The organism is Notoacmeibacter sp. MSK16QG-6, from assembly GCF_024158145.1.
Lineage (GTDB): Bacteria > Pseudomonadota > Alphaproteobacteria > Rhizobiales > Rhizobiaceae > Notoacmeibacter.
Map to the genome: position 1 here is coordinate 20,490 of NZ_JAMYXM010000008.1, position 24,892 is coordinate 45,381.

The 24,892-nt window shown below is 61.1% G+C and carries 27 protein-coding genes and 1 riboswitch; of the genes, 18 read left to right on the top strand and 9 right to left on the bottom strand.

Annotation, left to right across the window (positions count from 1 at the left end):
• Window positions 1–69 precede the first annotated feature (69 nt).
• The 8 genes from NIM86_RS16340 (at window position 70) to NIM86_RS16375 (ending at window position 5,677) form a co-directional block, all read left to right on the top strand.
• Window positions 70–1,749 carry a ParB/RepB/Spo0J family partition protein gene (locus tag NIM86_RS16340; RefSeq protein ID WP_253383709.1) on the top strand — a complete coding sequence of 560 codons (1,680 nt, stop codon included), beginning with the start codon at window positions 70–72 and terminating at the stop codon, window positions 1,747–1,749.
• A gap of 90 nt (window positions 1,750–1,839) precedes the next feature.
• Complete coding sequence (locus NIM86_RS16345; RefSeq protein ID WP_253383710.1) at window positions 1,840–2,313, top strand: hypothetical protein; 474 nt, start codon at window positions 1,840–1,842, stop codon at window positions 2,311–2,313.
• A complete protein-coding gene (locus NIM86_RS16350; protein ID WP_253383711.1) occupies window positions 2,310–3,176 on the top strand; it encodes a hypothetical protein in 867 nt (288 codons plus the stop codon). The genes NIM86_RS16345 and NIM86_RS16350 overlap by 4 nt, the downstream gene beginning before the upstream one ends.
• Before the next feature lie 196 nt (window positions 3,177–3,372).
• Window positions 3,373–3,636 carry a hypothetical protein gene (locus NIM86_RS16355; RefSeq protein WP_253383712.1) on the top strand — a complete coding sequence of 88 codons (264 nt, stop codon included), beginning with the start codon at window positions 3,373–3,375 and terminating at the stop codon, window positions 3,634–3,636.
• Complete coding sequence (locus NIM86_RS16360; protein ID WP_253383713.1) at window positions 3,633–3,980, top strand: hypothetical protein; 348 nt, start codon at window positions 3,633–3,635, stop codon at window positions 3,978–3,980. The genes NIM86_RS16355 and NIM86_RS16360 overlap by 4 nt, the downstream gene beginning before the upstream one ends.
• Before the next feature lie 358 nt (window positions 3,981–4,338).
• A complete protein-coding gene (locus tag NIM86_RS16365) occupies window positions 4,339–4,926 on the top strand; it encodes a hypothetical protein (protein WP_253383714.1) in 588 nt (195 codons plus the stop codon).
• A 108-nt stretch (window positions 4,927–5,034) separates the two neighbouring features.
• Window positions 5,035–5,289 (top strand): type II toxin-antitoxin system prevent-host-death family antitoxin, encoded by a 255-nt coding sequence (locus tag NIM86_RS16370; RefSeq protein ID WP_253383716.1) that lies wholly within the window; start codon window positions 5,035–5,037, stop codon window positions 5,287–5,289.
• Window positions 5,282–5,677, top strand: coding sequence for a hypothetical protein (locus tag NIM86_RS16375; protein WP_253383718.1), 396 nt, complete (start codon window positions 5,282–5,284; stop codon window positions 5,675–5,677). The genes NIM86_RS16370 and NIM86_RS16375 overlap by 8 nt, the downstream gene beginning before the upstream one ends.
• 450 nt (window positions 5,678–6,127) lie before the next feature.
• On the opposite strand, the gene NIM86_RS16380 is transcribed toward NIM86_RS16375, so the two are convergent.
• The 4 genes from NIM86_RS16380 to NIM86_RS17295 form a co-directional block, all read right to left on the bottom strand.
• Window positions 6,128–6,493, bottom strand: coding sequence for a response regulator (locus NIM86_RS16380; RefSeq protein WP_253383720.1), 366 nt, complete (start codon window positions 6,491–6,493; stop codon window positions 6,128–6,130).
• 51 nt (window positions 6,494–6,544) lie between these two features.
• On the bottom strand, window positions 6,545–7,918 hold the full coding sequence (locus NIM86_RS16385; protein WP_253383722.1) for a sensor histidine kinase: 1,374 nt from the start codon (window positions 7,916–7,918) through the stop codon (window positions 6,545–6,547).
• Between the two features lie 284 nt (window positions 7,919–8,202).
• On the bottom strand, window positions 8,203–8,889 hold the full coding sequence (gene bluB, locus NIM86_RS16390) for a 5,6-dimethylbenzimidazole synthase (protein ID WP_253383724.1): 687 nt from the start codon (window positions 8,887–8,889) through the stop codon (window positions 8,203–8,205).
• A 46-nt stretch (window positions 8,890–8,935) separates the two neighbouring features.
• Window positions 8,936–9,116: riboswitch (cobalamin riboswitch) on the bottom strand.
• Between the two features lie 100 nt (window positions 9,117–9,216).
• Window positions 9,217–9,624 (bottom strand): hypothetical protein, encoded by a 408-nt coding sequence (locus NIM86_RS17295; protein WP_371872933.1) that lies wholly within the window; start codon window positions 9,622–9,624, stop codon window positions 9,217–9,219.
• A 279-nt stretch (window positions 9,625–9,903) separates the two neighbouring features.
• Here NIM86_RS17295 and NIM86_RS16400 point away from each other — a divergent pair, with 279 nt between their 5' ends.
• From NIM86_RS16400 to NIM86_RS16410, 3 genes are all read left to right on the top strand, one after another.
• Window positions 9,904–10,833: an ArdC family protein gene (locus NIM86_RS16400; RefSeq protein WP_253383728.1), complete on the top strand. Its 930-nt coding sequence runs from the start codon at window positions 9,904–9,906 to the stop codon at window positions 10,831–10,833.
• Window positions 10,833–11,699, top strand: a complete 867-nt coding sequence (locus NIM86_RS16405) for a hypothetical protein (RefSeq protein WP_253383730.1) — start codon at window positions 10,833–10,835, stop codon at window positions 11,697–11,699. Before NIM86_RS16400 ends, NIM86_RS16405 begins: the two co-directional genes overlap by 1 nt.
• Before the next feature lie 621 nt (window positions 11,700–12,320).
• Window positions 12,321–12,638 carry a DUF736 domain-containing protein gene (locus NIM86_RS16410; RefSeq protein ID WP_253383731.1) on the top strand — a complete coding sequence of 106 codons (318 nt, stop codon included), beginning with the start codon at window positions 12,321–12,323 and terminating at the stop codon, window positions 12,636–12,638.
• A gap of 48 nt (window positions 12,639–12,686) precedes the next feature.
• Here NIM86_RS16410 and NIM86_RS16415 read toward each other — a convergent pair whose 3' ends face one another.
• The 4 genes from NIM86_RS16415 to NIM86_RS16430 are packed head-to-tail and all read right to left on the bottom strand — an operon-like array spanning window position 12,687 to window position 15,444.
• Entirely contained in the window at window positions 12,687–13,004 is a 318-nt protein-coding gene (locus tag NIM86_RS16415; protein WP_253383732.1) for a WGR domain-containing protein, read from the bottom strand.
• 47 nt (window positions 13,005–13,051) lie between these two features.
• Window positions 13,052–14,974: a Ti-type conjugative transfer system protein TraG gene (gene traG, locus NIM86_RS16420; protein ID WP_253383733.1), complete on the bottom strand. Its 1,923-nt coding sequence runs from the start codon at window positions 14,972–14,974 to the stop codon at window positions 13,052–13,054.
• Window positions 14,961–15,176: a type IV conjugative transfer system coupling protein TraD gene (gene traD, locus NIM86_RS16425; RefSeq protein WP_253383734.1), complete on the bottom strand. Its 216-nt coding sequence runs from the start codon at window positions 15,174–15,176 to the stop codon at window positions 14,961–14,963. The genes traG and traD overlap by 14 nt, the downstream gene beginning before the upstream one ends.
• Before the next feature lie 4 nt (window positions 15,177–15,180).
• On the bottom strand, window positions 15,181–15,444 hold the full coding sequence (locus NIM86_RS16430) for a TraC family protein (RefSeq protein ID WP_253383735.1): 264 nt from the start codon (window positions 15,442–15,444) through the stop codon (window positions 15,181–15,183).
• 257 nt (window positions 15,445–15,701) lie between these two features.
• Between NIM86_RS16430 and traA the strand changes: the two genes are divergently transcribed.
• The 4 genes from traA to NIM86_RS16450 are packed head-to-tail and all read left to right on the top strand — an operon-like array spanning window position 15,702 to window position 21,288.
• Complete coding sequence (gene traA, locus NIM86_RS16435) at window positions 15,702–19,013, top strand: Ti-type conjugative transfer relaxase TraA (protein WP_253383736.1); 3,312 nt, start codon at window positions 15,702–15,704, stop codon at window positions 19,011–19,013.
• On the top strand, window positions 19,010–19,540 hold the full coding sequence (traF, locus tag NIM86_RS16440) for a conjugative transfer signal peptidase TraF (RefSeq protein ID WP_371872934.1): 531 nt from the start codon (window positions 19,010–19,012) through the stop codon (window positions 19,538–19,540). Before traA ends, traF begins: the two co-directional genes overlap by 4 nt.
• Before the next feature lie 16 nt (window positions 19,541–19,556).
• Window positions 19,557–20,693, top strand: a complete 1,137-nt coding sequence (locus NIM86_RS16445; RefSeq protein WP_253383738.1) for a conjugal transfer protein TraB — start codon at window positions 19,557–19,559, stop codon at window positions 20,691–20,693.
• A gap of 1 nt (window position 20,694) precedes the next feature.
• Window positions 20,695–21,288: a conjugal transfer protein TraH gene (locus tag NIM86_RS16450; RefSeq protein ID WP_253383740.1), complete on the top strand. Its 594-nt coding sequence runs from the start codon at window positions 20,695–20,697 to the stop codon at window positions 21,286–21,288.
• Window positions 21,289–21,363: 75 nt separating this feature from the next.
• Here the strand turns inward: NIM86_RS16450 and NIM86_RS16455 are convergent, their stop codons facing one another.
• Complete coding sequence (locus NIM86_RS16455; RefSeq protein ID WP_253383742.1) at window positions 21,364–22,281, bottom strand: LysR substrate-binding domain-containing protein; 918 nt, start codon at window positions 22,279–22,281, stop codon at window positions 21,364–21,366.
• Window positions 22,282–22,491: 210 nt separating this feature from the next.
• Between NIM86_RS16455 and NIM86_RS16460 the strand changes: the two genes are divergently transcribed.
• The 3 genes from NIM86_RS16460 (at window position 22,492) to NIM86_RS16470 (ending at window position 24,845) form a co-directional block, all read left to right on the top strand.
• Entirely contained in the window at window positions 22,492–23,340 is an 849-nt protein-coding gene (locus NIM86_RS16460) for a transporter substrate-binding domain-containing protein (RefSeq protein ID WP_253383744.1), read from the top strand.
• Between the two features lie 87 nt (window positions 23,341–23,427).
• Window positions 23,428–24,099, top strand: a complete 672-nt coding sequence (locus NIM86_RS16465) for an amino acid ABC transporter permease (RefSeq protein ID WP_253383745.1) — start codon at window positions 23,428–23,430, stop codon at window positions 24,097–24,099.
• 11 nt (window positions 24,100–24,110) lie between these two features.
• A complete protein-coding gene (locus NIM86_RS16470) occupies window positions 24,111–24,845 on the top strand; it encodes an amino acid ABC transporter permease (protein ID WP_253383746.1) in 735 nt (244 codons plus the stop codon).
• Window positions 24,846–24,892: the final 47 nt, after the last annotated feature.

Sequence of the window (24,892 nt, forward strand, 5' to 3'; positions counted from 1 at the left end):
CTTCGAGAGGAAGACGAGAAAGGGAACCGGCGCGGTGCCGGATCCACAATCCTCGAACAGGAGCTTCCCATGCATATCATCAAGATCGACCCGCACGCGCTCAAGGACAATCCCGACGACGCCCGCAAGTCCAAATCCACGCCGCAGGGCGATGCGCTGCTTGCCGCGACCATCAAGGCCGTCGGCATCATCCAGCCGCCTGTCGTCTCTCCCGAAGCCGACGGCGGCAACGGTTTCATCATCCAGGCCGGCCATCGCCGCACCAGAGGTGCGATCGCGGCCGAGCTCGAGGAGATCGAGGTCATCGTGACCGATCCTGCCGATGACGGCGGCGCCATGCGCTCCATGGTCGAGAACATCGCCCGCGAACCGCTCAACCCGGTCGATCAGTGGCGGGCCATCGAGCGGCTTGTCGCGCTCGGTTGGACCGAGGAAGGCATCGCGGCGGCGCTGTCGCTTTTGGTGCGGCAGATCAAGAAGCTCCGGCTTCTCGCCAACGTGCTACCCGCCATGCTGGACCAGATGGCCAAGGGCGACATGCCGGACGAGCGTCAGCTCCGGACCATTGCCGCCGCGTCGATCGCCGAGCAGAAGGAAGTCTGGAAGGCCCACAAGCCGAAGAAGAACGAAACCACCTCGTGGTGGTCGGTCGCCAATGGTCTCTCCAAGACCCGCATGTATGCCCGCGATGCCAGTTTCGATGACAAGCTGGCACAGGCCTACGGCATCGCCTGGGTCGAAGACCTTTTCGCCCCTGCGGACGAAGACAGCCGCTACACCACCGATGTCGAGGCTTTCCTCGGCGCCCAGCAGGAGTGGATGACCAACAATCTGCCGAAGAACGGCATGATCACCGAGTCCAACAATTGGGGTCAGCCGGAACTGCCGAAGAAGGCGGAGCGGGTCTACGGCAAGCCGAAAAAGTCCGATCATACGGCGATGTATCTCGACCGCGATGGCAAGGTGCAGTCGGTCGTCTACCGGATGCCCGAGCCCCGAAAAGCGAACGGAATGTCGGCGAAAGGCAAGGGTGGGGATCGCGGCGCCGTCGCGCCGGCGCAGCGCCCCGATATCACCCAGAAGGGGCAGGACATGATCGGCGATTTCCGCACCGACGCGCTGCACGAAGCGCTTCAACGCGCACCGATCGAGGACGACACGCTGATGGCGTTGCTCGTCATCGCCTTCGCCGGTCAGAACGTTCGCGTCGATAGCGGATCGGGCAATAGCGGTTCGTTCCGCAGCCAGATTGCGCCCCATGCCGCGATGCTCGTCGATGAAACCGGCAATCTCACTTTCGATCAGGACACGCTGCGCATCGCGGTCCGCTCGGTGCTGATCGAGGTGCTGTCGTGCCGCCGCAACATGTCGAACAGCGGCATCGTCTCGCGGATCGCCGGCGCCGTCGTCGGAGCCGACAGCTTCCTGCCCAATATGGGGACGGAGGATTTCCTCCTGTGCCTCTCGCGGAAGGCGCTCGAGGCCGCATGCGCGGACACGTCGGTGCTGCCGCGCAACAAGGTCCGCGACACCCGCGCCGCGCTTGTCGAGCACTTCCAGGAGGAGCGCTTCGTCCACGGGTCCGCGCTGTTCGCGCCCGACGCGAACGAACTTGCCGACTGGAAGGCCCACAACGAGATCGTCGAGGACGACGACGCCGGGGATGCCGACGGCTCCGTCGACGAACCGGACGAGGGCGACATCGACCCGGATGCCGTCTCAGAGGGTTTCCGCGAAGCCGCCGAATAGCGGTCTTTTTCCTTCCGAATGCACATCACGCCGCCGGCATCGTCCGGCGGCGCTTTCGTTTCCACTCTTTGAACAAGGAGGACATCACCCATGTCCGCGCAACTGATCTCCGACACCGCGCCGCTCGGTGCGATCATCCGCTACTCCGACGGCACGCCGCGCCCGCCCGAACGGCACCGCCGTAAGCTCCAGGCCTGGGAGCGCCACAACAATTCGGGCCGGCTCGTCAAGAAACAGGCCGCCACCGTCGTTGGCCAGACCACCATCCCGGCCAGCTTCACGCTTCACGAGGGGGACTTCGCCAGCAAGGCCGTCATCGTACTTCGGGTCTTCAGGACCTTCTCGGTCGATAGCGGGCTCGCGTTCTCGGTTATCGAGCGGCCGACGACCGGCGCGATCCTCGTGCTCGATCGTCCCGGTGACGCCGGCGAACTGGTCCATGTTGCCCAGAACCGGCAGGCCGCCGACGAGTGGCTGTCGCGTCACGGCTATCCCAGTGCCGTGCTGCACGAAGTGACCGCCAACGAAGCTGCCACCGATGGCGGCGAGGGGAGGGCGGCATGACCTCCGATCAAAAAGAGCCAGATTCGACGTTGGCGCCGAAGGTTCGTTTCGCCACCAGCGTCGAAGGGTTCTCGGTCGCACAGTTCGGCGACACCGCCTTTGCCATGCTACCCGGTCGCGCCGACACGCACTTTCTTGGGCATGCCTGGCGAATACGCCGCCCGCTTGAAGAGCTCGTCCGCAAGGACTTCTACGGGCATGGCGGAGTGCTCGCCGATCAAGAGGCGTTCCGCGCCAAGGTGCTCGAACAGGCCGAGCACGCCCGTGAGAAGTATGCGCTCGGACGGCGAGAAATCCGCTCCCACGCAAACACGCCGTGGGGACCCTCGCAGGGCGCGACGATGTTTGCCGAGGGTGTAGTCTGCCATTCGACCGCTGGCCATGGCGGCTTCCATCTTGCGATCGACCGCAATGCGAAGGTCGACCGGCGACTTCGCCGGCCCGGCGGCTGGTATGAGGAAGACGCGGAATGGGCGATCGTCGCGCTCACCTTTCCGCATCTCTTCACGAGCTTCGAACGGCGTTGCGCCGAGCAGACCGTGAAAGACAGCTGGCCCGATGCCTGGGAAGCAATCTTCGGAACCGTGCTCGCGCCCGGCCAGTCTCATGAAAAGGATCGGCGTGCGTTTCATGCGCGGCACGCGGGCGACTGGATCGTGATCTCCGCCATCAGGTCCGAGCATCACGACCGTCATGTGGAGGTTGTCGCGACGCTTGGCGGCCACCGGGACCGAGCGACCGAGCAACGCCGGTTCCTCGTTCCGTCCGGCGAATATGAGATCGGCCGTTTCGGTTTCGTCGTCGATCCCGACCGGCACGAAGTCTACGACGGTCCGTCGAGCTTTGTCGGATGGGGGCGGTGATGCCGGTCCCCTGGAAACTCATCGCCTCAGCCTTTGGATGGCGCGCCGGCTTCAGGCTCGAGGGCGCCCATCCCCGGCTCGTCATCCATCACAGGCGCCACAGCGTTCGGCTAGCCGGCGCCGACGCGTGGAAACGCGCCGTTCTCATCTCGATCCGCGCGCCCGAATTCGTCCATCCAGAAGTGAGACCCTCTTCATGAGCACTTTTCTCGTTGCCATCCACCTTGTCGTCGATACGAACGGCCCAAATCCGCGTGCAGAAATCATTGCCGCTCTCGAGGCACAACTCGACCGCCCCGCGACACCTGTGCCGGCTGCAAGCGGCATCCTCGACTGGGCCGTCGCCGGCGAAGACCTGGCTGCGTCCATGGCTCCGGTTACCATTCCGTCCGACTACAGGCCCGGGACCACGCAATTCCCGCAATGGCCCCGGGTCGTGCCGAAAAGGGCCGCATCATGATGGCCGCCAAGCGAGCGAACCTGCTCTCTCGAATGGAATCGGCGCACCGGCAGACGAGGGCGCACCTTGAACGGATCGAACGGCAGATTTCGGCGAGGGCGGAACGCATGACCACGACCGCCAAGGCGAAAGCCCGAAGACATCCCCGTGGGGGATCGCGATGGACCCGGGGCGATGAGGCCACATTCCGGGCCTATGTCGATGAACTCAGCTTCGAGCGGCGCGGAGAAATCGATGCCCTCAACCGAAAGCTCTCACGACAGGAGCGGGCGATCACAGCCGTCAGGGCAAAGACCGTTAGCCACGGGCCGACCACCGGAGCCGAGATGCAAGCCGCATTCTAGCGGTAGGCGCATATGCCGACCGGCCACGGTCATTTCCTTCACATTGGGTGCCGGTGCAATGCCACCCCTTCCGGCCTCCCTTCGGTTCTGGTCGCGGTCGTAAACCGGCGGCCGGGGCCTTCAAGGCCGCTGACGCGCCGCGGTGCGGCCGCACGCACCATCCTCGCCAAACCGGCCCCGCGGGGCTGCGCGAGGGCTTGATAAGCCCTGCTGGCCCGCAGAACAGGTTCGCTCGTCCCGGTCCGTGCGGACCCTGAAGCCTCCGTCTTTCCGCCGGTTTCTTTTGCCCGCGCCCGAAGGGAGGGCCGGCAGGGGCCGGCCCGAGCCTTCGGTCAAATCGTGAAGGAAAGGACCTCACATGACCAGCAACGCTCGTCCCTCCCGTCGATCCGGCAAGATCGTCCAGCTCCGCAAGGGCGCTTCCCTCGAAATGGTCCGGCTCGCCTGCCCAGACAGCGCCCAGGCCTCCCTCATCTCTGAAAGTTTCGGCCTTCCCGTCATCGACAGCGACGGCATCCGCGATCTCCACCACAAGATCATCGTCGACACGGCCGAATCCCTGAACGAAGGCCTCGGCGAAAGGGCCATGCAGATCCACCTGCAGCGTATCGTCGGTTCCTATGTCGGTTCCGCTCATGGGGCCGGCCAGTTCTACTCCCGCGCGGTCTCAGAAGCTCGGGACGCGACTGCGAAGTCTTCCAACGATGCGCGCGACGAGGATCTCGACGGACCTGTTGGGTTCGACAGCAATGCTCAACGCAAGCGCGAATTCGCGGCCGATATGGGTATCCAGGCCCATGCGCTCCGCTGCGCCGCCGAGGGTGTTGTTACCGCCTATGACGAAGTCGTCGGAGAACCCTGGAAGCCTTTCGAACGGCAGGTCGAAAATCCCGGCCAGACCGTCGACCGCAAGGCGGCCGAACTGCAGATGGCGGCTCTTGGCTAAGCCGTTCGGGCGGGGCTTCGGCTCCGCCCAATTCCATGTTGCTCGCTAGGTTCGAATTGACAAAACAACGTAAAATACCTATTTTACGTAAAACGTCGGAGTCGCCAGATGAAGCAGTATACCTTTTCTGACATGAACCGCTCCTCGGGTGAAATCCTTGAGACGGCGATGGTCGAACCGGTCGTGCTCACCAAGCACGGCAAGGAGAAGCTCTTTGTTCTCTCCGCCCGAGACTATCACCGCCTGCGCGGCGAACCGAGCCCGACCAAGGCATATTCACTGCATGATGCGCCAGACGAGGTCCGTGAGGAATTGATGTCCGGCATAGACTCCATTCTCGAACCTGCAAAAGACGATGCTTGAACAGGGTGACGTCGCCGAGTTCCACTATTTGTGGCACCGCGAAGCCGAAAAGGGTGAGGAATCCGGCCGCAAACCCCGCCCGGTCTGCATCGTCATCAAAACGCCCGGCAATCCCGATGTCGTGTTTCTATTTCCCTTCACGTCCAAGCAGCCCCTCGGCGGGCAGCTCGGCTTGAACGTCCCGGAAATCGAGTGCCGGCGCATCGGTCTGACACCGCCATGCTGGATCATTCTCGACGAGTTCAATCGCGTCGAGATGGATAAGGACTATGATCTCGTGTCCACCGTGCCCATCGGTTCCGTCAGCGCGGCATTCCTCCGCGAGATTGCCGCGACAATTAAGCAGGCCGCCCGCACGTCAGCGATCAAGGCTGTGAAACGGACCTGACGTTCGCTCCGAACCTTCCCGACTGAAGACCTTGTCTCCCGGTCGGTCGTCGGCTTTTCGGCACGTGATCATTGAGCCTTGGAAGCCCTATGAAGGGCCTGTTGCAAATACCGCCCAGGCCGTCGCGACATTCGTGGCGAAGACGGCTTGCACAATCAGATATACATCATCCAATCGGGCGTGGACGTCGCTATCCCAGCAAGGATAGCAGACGCTCCATCATCATATTGAAGTGCCAAGCCGTCATAACTGTCCGCATAGGACGAGAGCTCTGAAAGAACCTCAAACCAGGTCCGGATGTAGCGGTGCGTTTTACCACGAATGACTGCTTGGACCCCATTTTGACCGATGCTGCGTTCTGCATAGACGACGTCTTTCGGACGCTCTGCATCTTGCAATGAACGCCGATCCAGCCTTCGCCAGCGCGCCCGATGCCGAGGATTGCAGGATCTATGTGACTGCGCCCCGGCAGGCCGCCGCCACGTGAGCGTGATCGTAGGGCTTCCCGAAGAAGCCAGCGGTTGCGGCCAATTCTTCGGCGTCAGGCACGACCTGTCCCGATGTCAGGATGACCGAAACTCCAGGCCAGCGCTTGAGCACCGCAAGCGCAAGATCGCGTCCGTCCATGTCGCCTGGCATTTCGATGTCCGTGAATACGACGTCTATGCGCGCTTCGGTTTCCAAGCGCCGGATGGCATCTTTTGCATTCGCAGCTTCAAATACCAAGAATCCTTCAGCTTTGAGGTGCTCTGCTACCGCATCCCGGATCAGGAAGACGTCTTCGACCAAAAGCACAATGATGTTCTCTTCAGTCAAAAAGAATTCCGATCATTCAAACCGTCGTACCCTCGATCCGGGGCGGGCAAGTCAACTCAGGGCGCTGGTGGGCGCGGTTGCCTCACAGACAACGCCTTCGGAGCGGAATTCGATCCCAACCGTTCCGCCGATTTCGGTTGCGAGCGAGTGTTTGATGAGCTTGGAGCCGAAGCCGTCATCCGCAATTTCGCCGATCTCCGGCCCACCGGACTCTGTCCACACCCAGCGCAGTTCCGCCTGCCCATCGGTGCCGTCCTCGACGGTCCAGCGGATATCGACAGTTCCCGTTTCATTGGAAAGCGCGCCATATTTGACCGAGTTGGTCGCGAGTTCGTGGACGGCAAGCGCGAACGAAACGGTTTGGCGTGGGCCGAGCAAGACCTTGGGCCCCTCGATTCGGAAACGCTCGGCAGCTGCGTGCGGCCGAAGCGTTTTCGCAACGACATCGTCCATGGACCGTTGCTCGCCGGTTTGGGCCATGAAGACATCCTGCGCCGAAGACAGAGCCATGATGCGGCCGCTGAAAACCGATCGTGCACTCGACAGATCCTTTCCGCGAAAGGTCTGCGACGCGATGGCCGTGACCATGGCGAGGGTATTCTTGATCCGATGCGCAAGCTCATTACGCAGCATCGTCTGGCGCGTCTCTGCCTCCTTCTGATCCGTGATGTCCCGCACGGTTCCCACCAAACGACTGGAGTCCAGTCGTCGTATCAGTTGTGCGCGGAGATGTACCCATTGCACTGTGTCGTTGTCGTCGACTTCGCGACAGACCTCTGAATCGAGAAACTTGTCACCCTTGGAGGAAATCAGCCGCTGCAGTTCGGTTGAGAGTTCGTCACGATATTCTGGCGCGGCGCGGAAAAACATCTCCGGATCGTTGGCGCTCGCATGACCGAGCAGACTCGCGGCCCGCTCATCCCCCGAGAAGGCTTCTAGCCGGCCGTCTTTAACCACGGCCTCCCAGATGCCGATGTCGGCTGCTTCGAGCGCCAATTGTACCTTGAGCCGCGCGAGCTCGGCCTCGTCCTCGGCAAGTTTCTGCGCGGTGACGTCATGACCCTCTACGAAGATGCCGGACACCCGGCCAGCCGCGTCGATCATCGGCTGATAGATGAAGTTGAGAAAACCGGTCATCAACGGACCGCCTGGCTCCGATTGCAGGGCGATCTCAACCCCGTTTCCTACAAACGGCTCTCCGGTCCGGTAGACTTGGTCAAGGAGTTCGAAAAAACCCTGACCTTCGACCTCGGGCAGCGCCTCGCGCACGGTCAGTCCGATAAGATCCCTGTGGCCGACCAGTTGAAGGTAGGCATCGTTCGTCACCGCAAACTCATGCTCCGGACCGATGAGCACGGCCATGAAGCTTGGCGCATTTTTCAGCAGCCGGCGCAGGTCGGCGAAATCGGTCGTCGCTAGGTCCATTGATGTAGCCAGTTGTGCATAAGAACTCGAAAGGAATATCGATAGTTATCTGGTCGCACAATGAAATGTCATTCTGCAATACAAAGACGCCGACGAGAACATGTACGGGTGCTCACCATCCGCCCAATCCCTCGGAGTCCGCTCACCGGATCGAAACATTGCGTATCCACATCCAAGGCCCGCTCGGTCCGCAAACGTGCCGCTCGGACAGATTCGACGAAAACCCGGACTGAGCCCAAAACCGCGTGTACTGTGACTTGAAGGTATGTCGGATATGGCGATGGTCACTCCGAGGAGTTCCACGTCTCGTCCAAAACAACGTCGCGAAGGTCAGCGACGTTTGCCCACCGCCGGACGGCCAGTTCTGGTCGTTCATACATCTCGGAGATGTACCCTACACAAAGGTAAGCCACGATTGCGACATGGTCAGGCAACCCGAGAATGCGCTTCAGATCGCTTTGGTGGAAGATGCTCACCCAGCCGACCCCGATACCTTCTGCGCGGGCGGCGAGCCAGAGATTTTGGACTGAACAGACCGTTGAATAGAGGTCCATGTCCCTGTTGTGCGTTCGTCCCAAGACGACTTCGCCGCCCCGGGATCTGTTGCAGGTCACGCAGATGTTCAGTGGAGCTTTCTCGATGCCTTCGACTTTGAGAGCGCTGTAATCGGTGCGGCGCTCGGCGGGAAACATCTCGCGCGCTTCCCTGTTGGCGCGCAGAAACGCCTGTTTGATCTCGGCCCGCCGCGCCGTGTCCCTGATCAGGATAAAGTTCCAGGGTTGGGACAGTCCGACAGAGGGTGCGGCGTGAGCCGCGTTTAGAACGCGTCCAAGCGCCTCTTCGTCTATCGGTTCAGGCCTAAATTCGTTGCGGACATCGCGGCGGGCATAGATCACATCATAAAGCGCCTGTTTTTCGCTTTCGGTGAAAACACGCGCAGGAGATGGAGCATGAATGGACGGGTCGGGCACGGCGGCCTCCTTTCAGATCGAACATTGCCGCGCTGCCGTCCATGCATCGCAGGCTATGTTGTCAGGCCGGTCTTCTGGCTTGAGGTCATCCGCGTGCTGGCGCCTTCCCGGAGAGTTCCAGTGGCATAGACCAGCGCGTCACTCTTACAGCGGCGGGCCCGCGTCGGTTCTTCCCCGACTTCCCGATTATCCCTTCGGTGAAGGGCACCTGACGGGAACCGATATGCCGGAACGACTTCGACATGACAATGCGTTTCGAGCACCCACCGTCCCATCGCCCTTCGACGCTGCATTTCGAGCGACGGACCCTACCGCGCATCTAAGCGACTAAATCGTCCATGGACGTTCCTCTATTTCGGACGCAGCCCAATCCCGCTCTTTGCGGGATGGCATTCCTGGTGCGGCGCGGACTTCCACGATCAACCCGTAAAGGGTCCGCTCGCAAGCGGCGGCCGCTTGGCTTTGGCCTGCGCGGTGATCGCGTCCGCTAAGCCGCACACTGACGGAGCCATCAAGAGCGGGATTGGCCCGCTCCAACGATGGAGCCCTCAGATGCAGCACGATCTTTCCCTCGCCCAGAAACACGCCTGGAACCTCGCCCGTACCCTCATGACCCCGATCGTCCTCTTCAAGTCCGACGACGAATACGGCGTCCTCCCCGCCGACGAAGTCGAAGACGCCGAGATCGTCATTCTCTTCGAATACGACCCCTACACCGGCGGTCACTTGGTCCACTGACCATCAATCCTTTCACTCCTCGAAGGCGGCGCCTGGCGCCGCCTTACCGCTGCGCGGATGCCCCGACCGTGGTCCGTCCCGGGCAAGGTCCGGGCGGAGCCGGCAGCAGCGGCAACGGCTTCGCCGTCCTCCTCTTCGTTCCGGCCCTTCGCCACCCCGCCGCGCTGCGCGCACCGGGGCCCCGGCTCGGGTGCCGCTCCTGCCTTAAGCCCCGCCATTGGCGGACCTCGCGACGGACCGCGATCGGCGCGGTCCTGAAAATCAGGAGGTCTGAAAATGAAAAGGAAAGAGAAGAGCCCGCGTATCGATATCTATGCGCGGATCACCGAGACGATCGTCGCCGATCTGGAAAACGGCGTCCGTCCCTGGATGAAACCCTGGAGCGCGAGCGGGCTCGAAGGCCGGATCACGCGGCCCCTCCGGCATTCCGGCGAGCCCTATACCGGCATCAATGTGCTTCTTCTCTGGTCGGAGAGTATCGCCCGCGGCTTCGAAGCGCCGCTCTGGATGACCTACCGGCAGGCCGGGCAGATCGGGGCACAGGTGCGCAAGGGCGAAACCGGCGCGACCGTGGTCTATGCCAGCCGCTTCACGAAGACCGAAACGGATTCCCGTGGCGACGAAGTCGAACGGGATATCCCGTTTCTCAAGACCTACACCGTCTTCAATTGCGATCAGATCGATGGGCTACCGGATCACTATTATCACCTGTCGGACCGGATCATCGACCCCGTGTCACGGATCGACCATGCAGACCGTTTCTTTGAGAACACCGGCGCGGTGATCCGCCATGGCGGCACGAAAGCCTTCTTCGCTGCCGCGAGCGATCACATCCAGATGCCGCCATTCGAGAGCTTCCGGGATGCGGAATCGTACGTCGCCGTTCTCAGCCATGAGGCCACACACTGGACGGCGCCAGCACACCGCGTCGGACGCGATCTGTCGCGCTATCACAAGAATCGCACCGAACGCGCCCGCGAAGAACTCATTGCCGAGCTCGGAAGCTGCTTCCTGTGCGCCGATCTCGGCATCGTGCCGGAGCTCGAGCCGCGGCCCGATCACGCAAGCTACCTTCACTCGTGGTTGCGTGTGCTCAAGGACGACAAGCGGGCGATCTTTCAGGCAGCGGCGCACGCGCAACGCGCGGTGACTTATCTCCACGGTCTTCAGCCTGCCGAGGTGGTTGAAGAGCGGGAGGCGGCCTGATGCTCTCCCTTTCGAATGCAGGTGCGGAGGGCGATCTGCCCTCTGCCATTCGTCTGCGTGCGCTGTCGCTCGGCGCCGGCGTTCAGTCGACGACGCTCGCCCTCATGGCGGCGCATGGCGCGGTCGGGCCCATGCCGGACTGCGCGATCTTTGCCGATACCGGCTGGGAGCCGAGAGCTGTCTACGAGCATCTCGATTGGCTCATGTCGCCAAACGTACTGCCGTTCCCGGTCTTCGTCGTCGGGCCGGCCGACATGCGCGACAACCTGCTGGCCGCCGGTCGCGGCGAACGATGGGCCTCGATCCCGGCATTCGCCCGATCGGTCGACCGGCGCGGCAATGTCTCCATCGGCATGATCCGCCGCCAATGCACGGGCGATTACAAGATCGAGCCGATCCGCCGCAAGGTCCGCGAGCTGGTCCAGCTCACCCGCAAACGGTCACCGACCTTCGCGGTCGTGGAACAATGGATCGGGATTTCCTTTGACGAGGTTATCCGCATGAAGCCGAGCCGCGAGGCGTGGCAGCGCAACCGGTGGCCGCTGATCGAGGAGCGGATGACGCGCCGCGATTGCCTCGCCTGGCTGCGAGAGCGCGGCTATCCCGACCCGCCGAAATCGGCATGCATCGGATGTCCGCTCCACGACAATGCCCGATGGCGCGCCATGCGCGACCATGACGAAGAGGCCTGGCGCGATGCGATTGATGTCGACCGCGCGATCCGGACCGGGATCCGGGGTATTCGCGGCGAGCTCTATCTGCACCGGTCCGGTGTTCCCCTCGAAGAGGCCGACCTTTCGACGCTGGCCGACCACGGTCAACTCGATCTCTGGCCGAACGAATGCGAGGGAATGTGCGGCGTTTGATGTCAGGCCGCTTTGGCGGCGCGTTCTCGTCATCAGAGTTCGGTGCGATGGCCCAGAACGAAAGAGTACCTGCAGCGCTCGCCTAATCTCACCATACCGTGCAGGAGCAGAACCCCCGCAACAGCCGCGCGCGTTGCAAAGGGATGCCACTTTTGAACCGTTGTCTTTTCTGTCTTTTCCGGTCGCGCTTTCGGTCACCGAAGATTGGCAGATGGCTGGCCAATAGTGCCGGATTTCCCTAACCGGCAATTGGGCTGCCTTGAATCGTGACGAGATCGATCTGCCGATGGGGACCCTGTAGCGGGTGGCGGTGAGCATGTTCGCCACGTCATGGCCTATCCCTTTTTCCGTCGTCTCTCACGGAGCTCGCCCAACGCGGTCTCGATTTGGCATGTCTGACCGGCAAACGGCTTCGCCTCGCCCGGCTTGTCGCAACGGCGGACCGGAACTTTCTTCCCCTGGCGGCTGCGCCGCCATTCCTCGCGATGCAAGAAAGCCCCGGACCGCCGTCCTCCATTTCATTGCGGTCCCTTCGGGATGCGCGCCGATCGTTACCGGTCTCTTCGACAGCCATCGAGGCCGCGATGGGCGCGGCCCGAAACATCGAAAAGGAATAGGACAATGGCAAACATCGGCACTTTCACCACCACCAAGAACGGCTTCACCGGTCAGATCAACACCCTCGCACTCAACATCAAGGCCCGCTTCGAGCGCGTCGAGAACCCCTCCGACAATGGCCCGCAGTTCCGCATCTTCTCCGGCAACGTCGAACTGGGCGCCGGGTGGCAGAAGCAGGCCAAGGAAACCGAACGCGACTACCTCTCGGTCAAGCTGGACGACCCGAGCTTCGCGGCTCCGATCTACGCCACCCTGGTCGAGGTTGAAGGCCAAGACGGCATGCAGCTGATCTGGTCGCGCCCGAACAACAAGCGCGACTGATCCGCCCGGAAGACAAGGGCCTCGCCGCAAGGCGGGGCCTTTCGCATGTCAGCGCTTATCGGTCGCATTCACTGATGCGGCTTGATCCCCGAACGCATCGCGATACCCGCGGCGTCTCTTGCTTCGCTCCAGACGGTCGAACGCCAGATCGGCATCATCGGCCGTGTCGAATGTCTCCATCATTGTCTGGCCGCGCGTGCCGATCCTTCCCCAATCGCGAATGAGCGAAGCGCCGCCGAACAGGGTCGGCTGAACGCTCAGGCTATAAAAGCGCCGCATATTTTGTGTTGGGTCGATGCGGCGAAGATGGACCGGCTCTGGCTCGCGTAGGTGCATGGGAAGAGTCTCGCCGACACCGATTCCCATGTCCAATCAGTTCTGTGAATCAATCGATCGCTATCGATTCACGCCATTCATCTTCGGTCTTCCCGATGAAACCTGTTCGTCGCCACGACCGCTTTCATGTCGTCGCGCCGGAACCAAATCGCGCGCCCACATCGAAGCGGCGGATTGCCCGAAGTGAAAACGATTTGTTCGTCACCGCGCATGCGCAGCACTTCTTCGGGCAGGATCAGAGGCCGCGCCGCCAATTGCTTTGAGCGTGTTCGCGACGACCCCGACATCTGCGATGTCCGGCTCAACTGATCGACCTCGACGGTGGTATTGCCGCATCGCCGCGAGATGTATTCGGCGGTTTCCGGATCGTTGATCGCGGCGAACGAGACCCAGGACGCGCTCTCGAACCATTTCGATGTGGCGTCGCGACCGCCATAGGTCTCGCGCATCTGGCCGATCGACTGGAAAAGCAAGAGAAGGCTGATGCCATATTTGCGACCGGCGTCACGCGCCGTTTCGAGAATGCGCAGATAGCCGAGCCGCGCCACCTCATCGAGCAGGAACAACGTTCGGCCCTTCGTTTCGCCATTGCGATTGTAGATCGCGTTCAGCAATGCGCCGATGATCGTGCGCGCCAGGCCCGGATGGGCCTCGAGTGTTTTCAGGTCGAGGTTGACGAAGATGTCCGTCTTTCCGTTCGCGAGATCGTCGGTCGACAGGCTCGATCCGGACACCAGCGCCGCATAGTTCGGGTAGCTCAGCCAGTGGGTTTCCTTGATCGCGTTTGCATAAACGCCCGAAAAAGTTTCCGGCGTCATGTTCACGAAAGCGGCGACGTTCTCCCGTACGAATCCGGATTCCGAATTATCGTGAATTGACTGCAGCCGCTCGCGCAATTTCGGTTCGGGCTCGGACAGGTTCATGCGCACTTGGCGCAGCGTCTGATTTTCTTTTGCCGTATGCCCCGAGAGGCAGACATCGGCGATCAGCGCGGTGATGAGCTGCAGAGCGGAAGCGCGGAAGAAGTCGTCGCGCATGGATGTCTGCCTGCCGACATCGGTGACCACCCAACTCGCCACGGCGACGACATCCTCTTCCTTCGTGCCGCCATAGCGGCCGATCCAGTCGAGCACATTGAAGCCGACCGAGGCACCCTTTGGACTGAGCACGAAGACCTCACGCCCGGCCTTGCGCCGATGATCGATGACCATCGGTGCGACTTCGTTGGATGGGTCGAGGGCCACCAGCCCGCCGCCCCATTTGAGTGCTGTGGGGATCGTGACCGACGTCGTTTTGAACCCGCCCGACCCGGCGAAGACGAGGCCGTGTGTCGATCCGAACGAAGCGTCGAAGCAGAGGAGCGGCGACTTCCCGCCGGCCCCCCAGGACTGTTTGTCATCGGCGCGGAACGTATGGCTCGCAACGCTGTCCTTGTCGACCCGATAGGCCTCGCCCACAACGATCCCGCCATCTTCGCCAAACATCCGTTTCGCCTCGGCAAGTGACATCCAGTCCGCCGATCCGTGGATGGCGCGCTTGCCCGTCAGACGGCGTGGCTTCATGCTTGCGAAGGCGGCATCGCCGCGCAACGAAACGCGCAGGGCGAACATGCCGGCGATGAAGCAGACCATCGCGCCGATGCCGGTGGCGGGATCGGCATATTCGATCAGCCGGTGCCCATCGGGGAGCGCGTCCGCGAAACCACTGAGGCGCGAAAACTCGCGTATCCCACCGATCGCGACCACACTTATTGCCCCCACCAGCACACCGAGGCCAGCAGATTTGATTGCCATGGCGCCACGCGCTGCGAAGAGAAAGATTAGCCCGATGGCGGCGGCGGACACATAGGGCAGGGCGATGCCGATCCGCCCGAGCGTCTGTTGCGCCCCGGCCGAATTGCCGAACCGTGCCAACCAGGTTTCGGAGCCGGTGAGCCCGAGACACACAGCGATCATCAAGATGACCGGAGCGATCGCGAGGAGGGGCTTATTCAGGGTCATTGGTAAACGCCTCCGATCCGATTGCCGTCAGCCGCTCCCGCTCCCCTTCGTCCGCTGTTATCCGGCTGACGCCGTCGATCAGCAGTCCGAGCAGGAGCGCCCGCTTCTCGTAGCGAAGACCAGCTTTGACGATCAGACCGCCGAGCTGGATTTTTTCGCGCGTATCCTTCTTGCGCGCGTCGGACTGGCTTGCCTGTCGCATGCGCTCAAGCCTCGCTATTCGCGCCCGAAGACGCGCCAGCCGGGTTTTGCGTGGGCGGGGATTTCCGGGTCTCGCCGCCGCCGCCACGAAACCGTTTCGCCAAATCCGCGAAGGCTTGGACGAGCTTTGCATCGTCGATCTCGAGTTCTCCGAGACCGGCCTTGAACGCGAGCCGGCCGATGCGTTCGGCCTCGCGCGTTTCGGCGACTTTGAGCCGCTCCTGCATTCTGGCGATGTCTTCCTTGATCTTCGATGAGGACTTTTTCATTCCGTCTGCTCCCTGTTCTCGCGAATGGCTTTAAGCCATGAGCAGAATCGCCCGGGTGCGCGTTGAGCGCATCCCGGCAGAAATGCCGGGTCGAGAGACCCGTCTCTTTGAGAGATCATCCCAGCGTTCCGAAGGAATGCGTCCAAGGGCGCAGTAATACGTCGCGAACCGCGACGTGCTGCTGGCGGCACCTGATGGGGTAGGCCGCCATCCTCTCGGAACAAGGTTGGACTTGTTTCCCAGGAGCTTGATGGCCCGTGGCGATCACGCATTTCACACCCCAGCTCATTTCGCGCGGAAATGGCTGCAGCGCGGTATTGTCGGCCGCCTATCGCCATTGCGCGAAGATGAGCCACGAGGCGGAAGCGCGCACGGTCGACTATTCCAACAAGAAGAACCTCGCTCACGAGGAGTTCCTGTTGCCACCCGATGCCCCGAAATGGGCGCGGGACATGATTGCCGATCGCTCCGTTGCTGGCGCAGCGGAAGCGTTCTGGAATGCCGTCGAAGCCTTCGAGAAACGCAGCGATGCCCAGCTCGCCAAGGAATTCATCATCGCCTTGCCCGTCGAGCTCAACCGGGACCAGAACGTCGCCCTGGTTCGGCAGTTCGTCTCCGAGCAAGTTCTAGCTCGTGGTCAGGTTGCCGACTGGGTCTTCCACGACGATCCGGGCAATCCGCACATCCACCTGATGACCACCCTACGCCCCCTGACCGAAGACGGTTTCGGGTCCAAGAAGGTCGCGGTGATGGGGCCGGATGGTCGGCCGGTTCGGCTCAAAACCGGAAAAATCCAGTACAAGCTCTGGTCCGGCGAGAAGCCAGAATTCCTCGAACAACGGCAAAGATGGCTCGATCTGCAGAACCACCACCTTGCCCTTGCCGGTTTGGAAATCCGTGTCGATGGCCGCTCCTACGCCGAGCGCGGCATCGACATCGAGCCGACAACCCATATCGGTGTTGGCGCCAAGGCGCTGCAGCGCAAGGCCGAGACCAAGGCGAGCGCCATCGATCTCGAACGGCTCACCCTGCATGAGGTGCAACGGCAAAAGAACGCCGCGCGCATCGAGGCCCGTCCCGAGCTGGTGCTCGACATTCTTACCTCGGAAAAGAGCGTCTTCGATCAGCGCGACATCGCCAAGGTCCTGCACCGCTACATCGACGATCCGGAGAGCTTCCAGCGGCTTCTCGCGCGTATCACGGAAAGCCCGGATTGCCTGAAGCTCGCCGATGAGACCATCGACTTCGCGACAGGCGCCCGTGTCCTGGCGCGGCTGACCACACCGGCGATGATCCGGCTCGAGGCCGAAATGGTCAGCCGCGCGGACTGGCTCTCGGAAAAGAGCGGGTTTGCGGTCCGGGCAAAGGTTTTGGAAGCCGTCTTCGGCCGGCACGAGCGGCTGTCGGATGAGCAGCGGACGGCCATCGAGCATGTGGCGGGCGCCGAGCGCGTCGCAACGGTCGTCGGCCGGGCAGGGGCCGGCAAGACCACGATGATGAAGGCTGCCCGCGAGGCTTGGGAACTGGCCGGGTTCAAAGTCGTCGGTGGCGCGCTTGCGGGCAAGGCGGCCGAGGGTTTGGAGAAAGAGGCGGGCATTCCCTCACGTACGCTCGCCTCCTGGGAGCTGGGTTGGCAACAGGGCCGCCGGCGTCTCGATGACAAGACAGTCTTCGTTCTCGACGAGGCGGGCATGGTGTCGTCCCGCCAGATGGCGACCTTCGTAGAAGCGGTCACCAAGTCGGGCGCGAAATTGATCCTGGTCGGTGACGCCGAGCAGCTGCAGCCGATCGAGGCGGGTGCTGCGTTCCGGGCGATCGTCGAACGTACCGGCTACGCCGAGCTCGAAACTATCTATCGCCAGAATGAACCATGGATGCGGGCGGCGTCGCTCGATCTTGCCCGTGGGCGAGTGAAGGAAGCGCTCGCCACGTATCGCGCGAAGGGCAAGCTGATTTCGCAAACGCTGAAGGCCGATGCGATCGAAACCCTCATTGCCGACTGGAACCGGAACTATGATCCGGTGAAGTCGACTTTGATCCTTGCGCATCTCCGCCGTGACGTCCGCCAGCTCAATACAATGGCCCGCGAAAAACTCGTTGACCGCGGGCTCATCAAGGAGGGGCACGCCTTCAGGACCGAGGACGGCGAGCGCAAGTTTGCGGCTGGCGACCAGATCGTTTTCCTCAAGAACGAGGGGTCGCTCGGCGTCAAGAACGGCATGATCGGCAAGGTCGTCGAGGCGGCGCCCGGCAGTATCGTCGCGACGATCGGGAGCGGGGAGGGGGCCACACAGGTCACCGTCGACCAGCGCTTCTACCGAAACCTCGATCATGGCTACGCCACCACGATCCACAAGTCGCAGGGCGCGACCGTCGACCGTGTGAAGGTGCTGGCTTCGCTCTCGCTCGACCGGCACCTGACCTATGTCGCGATGACCCGGCATCGGGAAGACATGGCGCTCTATTACGGCAGCCGGTCCTTCCATCTCGCCGGCGGGCTCGAGAAGCTGCTCTCCCGCAAGAACGCCAAGGAGGTCACGCTCGATTATGCGGGCGGGCGCTTCTACGCCCATGCGCTTCGCTTCGCCAATAATCGCGGTCTGCACCTCGTGCGTGTCGCGCGAACTCTGATGCGCGACCGGGTTCAATGGACGATCCGGCAGAAACAGAAACTCGTCGATCTCGGCCTCCGGCTTCGGACCGCCGGCGCGCGCCTGGGCATGGTCGATGAACCGCTTCACCAATCCCCGCAATCAGTCAGAAAGGCCGCGCCGATGGTCAAGGGCATTTCCAGTTTCACCATGTCGGTCACCGACGCTGCGGACGAGAAGCTGCAATCCGATCCGGCTTTGCAGAAGCAATGGGACAATTTCTCCGACCGCATTCGTCTCGTCTATGCGGATCCCGAAAGCGCCTTCAAGGCCATGCGCATGGAGGCCGTTGTCGAAGACCCGAATATTGCCCGTCAGCGGCTGGGTGAGATCGAGCGGAATGCGCCCAGCTTCGGCGCGCTCAAGGGTCGGGAGGGGTTACTGGCAAGCCGCGCTGATCGGGAAGATCGGCGCGTGGCGGAAGTCAACGTCCCGGCACTGCGCAAGGACCTCGAACGCTATCTCGACATGAGGCAGAGGGCGACGGCCAAGTACAGGCTGGAAGAGGAAGGTCACCGCAAACGCACCTCGATCGATATCCCGTCCCTGTCGCCGGCGGCGGCGCGCGCCATGGAAAAGGTCCGCGACGCTATCGATCGCAACGATCTGCCGGCCGCGCTCGGATTTGCGCTGGCCGACCGCATGGTGAAGGCCGAACTCGACACCTTCAACAAGGCGGTCTCTGATCGGTTCGGGGAGCGGACGTTGCTCGGCAATGCAGCCAAAACTCCGTCGGGCTCGACTTTCGACAAGTCGGCCCAGGGCATGTCGCCCGGTGACCGGGAAAAACTCAGCAGCGCTTGGCCGACCATGCGCGCCGGCCAGCAACTGGCCGCTCACGAGCGCACCCAAGAGGCCCTGAAGCAGTCCGAGGCGATGCGGCAAACCCAGACCAAGAGCCAGGGGCTGAAACAGTGAGTCGGCGGCGCCGGATCGTCATCGTTGCCGTTCTCACTTGCATCCCTTTGGCGCTGTTCGGCTTGGGCTACGGCGCCGGGTTCCGGATCAATCTGACACCGAGCTATCCGCTCGGGCTTTGGCGGATCGAGACGCTGAACCGCGAGGTCCGGGCCGGGGATCGGGTGTTCATTTGCCCGCCACTGACCGAGACGTTTCGGCAGGCTCGGAAACGCGGCTATGTGCGGCGCGGCTTCTGCCCCGGCTGGCTCAGTCCGCTGATCAAGACCGTCGTGGCGCTGCCCGGACAGTCGGTCGAGATCGGCACATCCGTTGCGATCGATGGCCTTGCACTTCCGCAATCCGCGATTCAGCCGCGTGACGGATCGGGCCGAGAGCTCACGCCCGATCCCGGCGGAGTCGTGCCCCCCGACACGCTGTTTCTTCATTCGACATTCAGAGGTTCATATGACTCGCGCTACTTTGGGCCGATACCGGCTACCGGCGTTCTCGGATTGGCAAAACCGGTTTTCACCTTCGCGCCGTAGCATAGTCACCGCGGTCATGTTCATCGCCGCCGCCATCGTGGGCGCAATCGGATGGAGCGGCGAAGTGCTTCTGCTTCCTGTCACGTGCCTCTTTCCCGCACTCTGGGCGTTCGCCCCCACACGGCTGGTCGCAGGCCTGGTTTCGATGGCGTATTTCATGGCGGCTTCGAGAGGCTTGCCGGTCGGCGTATCGATTTTCTACGCGAGCGATATCTGGGTGGGGCTCGGTCTCTGGATCGCCGCGTCAACGATGTTCGTGTTGGTGCATACGATCCTTTGGTCGCCGAAGTCTGGATGGCATCGGCCGCTGCGATATCTGGCGGCGTGTGCGCTGATGAGCGTGCCGCCCTTCGGAATTGTCGGGTGGGCGAGCCCGATTACCGCGGCCGGCGTGCTCTTTCCCGGTTGGGGCTGGGTAGGACTGGCGGCCACGGCCGCCGGCCTCTCGGCGATGACCACACGAGTCTGGCCGCTGGCCGGTGTCGCAATGGGCGTGGCCTTTGCGCATTCCGCCTTCACATGGACCGATCCCGAGCCGCCGGAGGGATGGGTCGGAATTGACACGACTTTCGATTATCAGGTCGCCGGCGAACATGCCGACTACGCTCAACACTTGGCGACGATCACCCTCGTCAGACGCGCCGTGGAGAGTGGCGCCGGCACAGTTGTTCTGCCTGAAAGCGCGCTCGGGATCTGGACTCCGACCACCGAGCGACTGTGGTCCCGAAACCTCGCCGACCTTGATGTGGTCGTCGCCGGCGGCGCCGTTGTCATCAATGAGAGCGGCTATGACAACGTCATGATCGAGCTGACAGGCGAGGGGGCGAGGGTACTCTACCGGGAACGAATGCCGGTGCCGGTTTCGATGTGGCGGCCATGGGCACCCGGAGGCGCATCGGCGCAGTTCTTCGGTAATCCAACCGGCAGATTTGCCGGGGCGTCGATCGCGCCCCTGATCTGCTATGAGCAGCTCATCGTGTGGCCGATCCTGCAGTCCATGCTGCTTGGCCCGGATGTCATCGTGGCGACCGGCAATGGCTGGTGGACCGGCGAGACCAACATCGTTCCGATCCAGAAAGCGAGCGCCAGGGCGTGGGCGGCGCTGCTCGGGCTGCCCCTCGTCATCGCCTTCAACACCCGATGGGATCTATGAAATGATCGACGTCGACCTCATTCAGCAATGCGCCGATCCGCGCCTCGAAGTGGCGATTGTGCAGCAATTCGTGGTCGAGATGAATGCGCCGGACCATCTCACGATCCGCGTGTTCCAGGGCGAGAAGATGATCCTTGTCCCGGCTCCGAAATCGGCCGAGGAGGCGGTCGAGACCACCCGGCAATGGGTGGGCAAGGCAAATGTCAGGGTAGGGCTGACCCAATATCCGGCCGGGCTCGGAATTGCAGATGCTGCGGAGATCGGCCTCGAGCTCTTCGATACCTGCGAAAACCTTCGGCTCGGCACGGAGCTGTTCGGGAAGGTTCTTCGGATCGTCGGCGAGCGGGATGAGGAGGGCGAAGCGTCGCAATTTGAGATGGCGGTAAAGGCGTATTTCACTGGGTGGTTCGAGGGGGAGCAGGTTTTCTATGCAGATGAACCCGACAAAGCGCACTTCGCCGTTAGTCGGCCGGCTGATATGGGACTGCCGCAATCTGAGTCGATGACTGAACAGATTCCCATTGATAGCTCGGACCCCAACGCAGCAGGAATTCGCGTCGATCTGTCGATACTGAACCTCCCTCTGAAAAACTGATTCAACGGATTTCGACTCAAACCAAAAAATCTCGAACGCAATTTGGTCCAAGTTCCAGCGGCGACCTGGTAGTTCTCAACTGGACCGAATGGATCTCAGGAAGCCAAGCTCCTGCTCAAAAGCCTTCTGAAACTGTGCCTGGACAGCAGAGTTCCGTGAGGATGGCGATGTCACGGAAAGAAATGTAAAATCCAGATCCTCCTTGAGACGTTTCACTATTCCGCCGTTTTCCGCGAACCACGAAGCGGTGAACGCGTCAACGATGCCGGAACCTAGCCCGGCGCGAACGAACTCGGCGATCGACAACGCCCAGTGCGAGTCAATCCGAACATTTCGCGTTACATTGAGAGATGCAAAAAGAGAATCTGACTTCAGCCGGCTAGCGGTGCCGTCCGCAGTTGCTATCGAGTCTTCTCCCTCGAGATCCGCTACGGAGACCAGTTCGGCGCTTTCCAGGCGGTGCCCAGGAGGAAGCAGACAGAAACAGGGAACCGACATAACCGGCCCTGTTTGTACGCGCGACGTGTTGATGTGGGACTGCGGAAATCCGAGATCGCAGAGGCCCGAAGCCACCAGATCAACTATCTCGTCGGAATTGTAGACACTCACTGAAAGTTCGAGTTCCTGGCTACCGTCGTAAAGCCGTTTTGCGACCTTGGCGATAAAGCTGGATGCCATTGTGGGTTGCACCGCGACCCGAAGGCTACCCCTTAATCCAGCCTTTATCCTTCGCGCGGCACGGGTTATTGACTCTAGGCCGCTATAGCTTCTTTCGACCTCAGTGTAGAGCGCAAAAGCATCATCCGTAGGGCTGAATTTTCCTTGTCGCCTTTCGAAGAGGGAGATCTCGAGTTCTTGTTCGAGCTGGGTGATGATCTTCGATACTGCGGGTTGTGTGACCGAGAGCATGCGCGCAGCCTCTGTCATCGACTTGCTAAGCATGAGCGCGCGAAACGCCTCTATCTGTCGATGAGTTGGACGCATTTCCGCCATTTACAATCCCCGCAATATGAGCTGAAGTGATATCTTTATCACTATTTATTCTTTGACATTATTATTTGTGTCAAGAGAATGATGCAGATGGGGGCTGCTCGCCGGATTGGCATTAGACGACACTGCTCCCTGTTTAGACTGCTCGTCCACGGAGCGGACCCCGTTCTCGGCTGAAGCAATAATATTATCCAACAGGAGGTGAACAGAAAAATGGAATACAAAAGCAAAAGACGCGCGGTGCGCGGCATTCTTACTGCGGTATTATTTGCGGTTGGAGGCGCTGGCGCAGCACTGGCGCAGGATCTGCCACCCATTCCCGAAGCGATCAAAGAAGCTGGTGTCCTCAAGGTGGGAACGAAATGCGACTACCCGCCTGACGGCTATCTCGACAATTCGGGTAACCCGATCGGCATTGAAGTCGCGATGGGGCACCAGATTGCGAAATACGCATTTGGAGACGACGCCAAGGCGCAGATCATTTGTGTGACGAGTGCCAATCGTATTCCGCTCCTGGTTGGCGGACAGGTCGATCTCGTATTTGCGACCATGGGTATCACCGCCGAACGTGCCGAAGTTATCGACTTCACCCAACCATACGCGTGGTCCTCGTCCGGCATGGTCGTGCTGGCGGACAACCCCATCAACTCTTTGTCGGAACTGGACGGGAAGAAAATCGCCTTGGTCAAGGGTGCATGGCAGATCGACTACTTCAAGAAGAACTATCCGGAAATCGGACAGTTGCTGTTCGACACGGCATCGGAAAGCCTGCAGGCACTGATGACCGGCTACGTCGATGGGTACGCGCATGACACGCCGGTGCTGATGACCTTGGCGCTGAACAACTCGAAGATCCGTCTCATCGACGAGTCCTACAACATCGGCCAGCGCGGTGGAGGTGTCCGCAAGGGCGAAACCGAATGGCTGGATTTCGTGAACGCCTCCCTGACCAAGATGGCTGACGAAGGCAAGTTCAAGGATTGGCTGACCGAATTCGCCGACGACGAAAATCTCGATGTGAAACTGAACTTCTGGGACATGTCCAAGAAGCCGGCGGAGTGAAGCCAGGTATCGCCGAGCAGAACCTTGGCAACGGGGATGGGCTCTCCTCCCGAGCCCATCCCCATCTTTAAGAAGCGTGGACCTTAGATGAACTATAACTTCAGTTTTCCATATATTTGGGGTGCGACGCCCGACTTGCTCGATGGCTTATGGATGACATTGCTCATCAGTTTGCTTTCGATTGCGATATCAGTCGTGATTGGCGTCGTTGGAGCAGGCCTCCGCGTTTTCCAGGTTCCGATTCTTTCTCAACTGGTCGCCGCATACGTCAACTTCATTCGTTCCACGCCGTTGTTGGTGCAGATCTTTTTCATTTTCTTTGGTTTAGCCGAGTTTGGGATCCGCCTTGGCGGCTTTTGGTCTGGTATTTTGGCGCTGTCTTTGTGGGGTGGCGCTTACAATACGGAAAACGTTCGTGGCGGACTGTCGGCGGTCGACAAGGGTCAGCGTGAAGCGGCCTATTCGCTGGGGCTCCGCCCGCTGCACTATCTTCGCCACGTTGCGCTGCCCATCGGGTTACGAGTCAGTATTCCTGCAATGCTGAATACCGCCGTGTCAGTGCTGAAGAACTCTTCGTACCTTCAAGCGATCGGTGTCGCTGAGTTGACATTCGTCGCAATGAACCGTGTCGCTACAGATTTCCGCACACTCGAGATGTTTCTAGCGATCGGCGCAATGTACTTGGCCATCGTCTTAGTCCTCTCAGCGGCGGTTCGCCGGCTGGAAGCGGTCCTCCAAAAGCCATTTAGAACCGCGTGAGGAGGAGCCACATGCAACTGATTATCGACAGTCTGCCGCTTCTTTGGAGCGGGCTCTTAACAACCTTCAAACTGGCAATTTTGACGCTCTTGCTGACCGCGATTATTTCGCTGTTCGTGGGTATCATGTCGGTGTCACGGTATCGCTTGCTGCGCATCCTTGCGTTGATTTATGTGGAGTTCTTCCGGGACATTCCCTTGGTGGTGAACCTCCTCTTTGTTTATTTTGGCGCTCCACTGATTGGCCTCTCGCTAGACCCTTTTTCTGCGGCCTTGGTTAGTTTTACGACATGGGGCAGTGCCAACGGGTCTGAGATCATCCGTGGCGGATTCAACGCGATACCGAAGCACCAGCGGGAGAGCGCACTTGCCTTAGGGCTGCGCCCTTCGGAAACGCTGTTCATGGTGCTACTGCCGCAAATTGTTCTGCCGATCTTGCCACCGTTCACAGGGCTCTTCTCCCTGCTAATCCAGGCCACTTCGCTGGCTTCGATGGTCGGGGCAACGGAGTTTCTCCGAACGGCTAAGATCATCGTAGAGCGCACAACCCTGATGACGGGTGAAAGTCCTGCCTTCATGGTCTTCGGCTTTGTTCTGTGCGTCTATTTTTGCATTTGTTACTGCCTCAACCTCTTCACCGCCTGGCTCGAACGAAAGATCACGGTCGCACGGACCGTGCACCAAAACGATTCAGCCAGTGACGATGAACACGGCGCTGCCGCGCCTGCGTCTGCCGGGAAAGCATAATGTCAACTAGTTCTCAAACCATCGACCCGAGTCATTCGAACGGATTG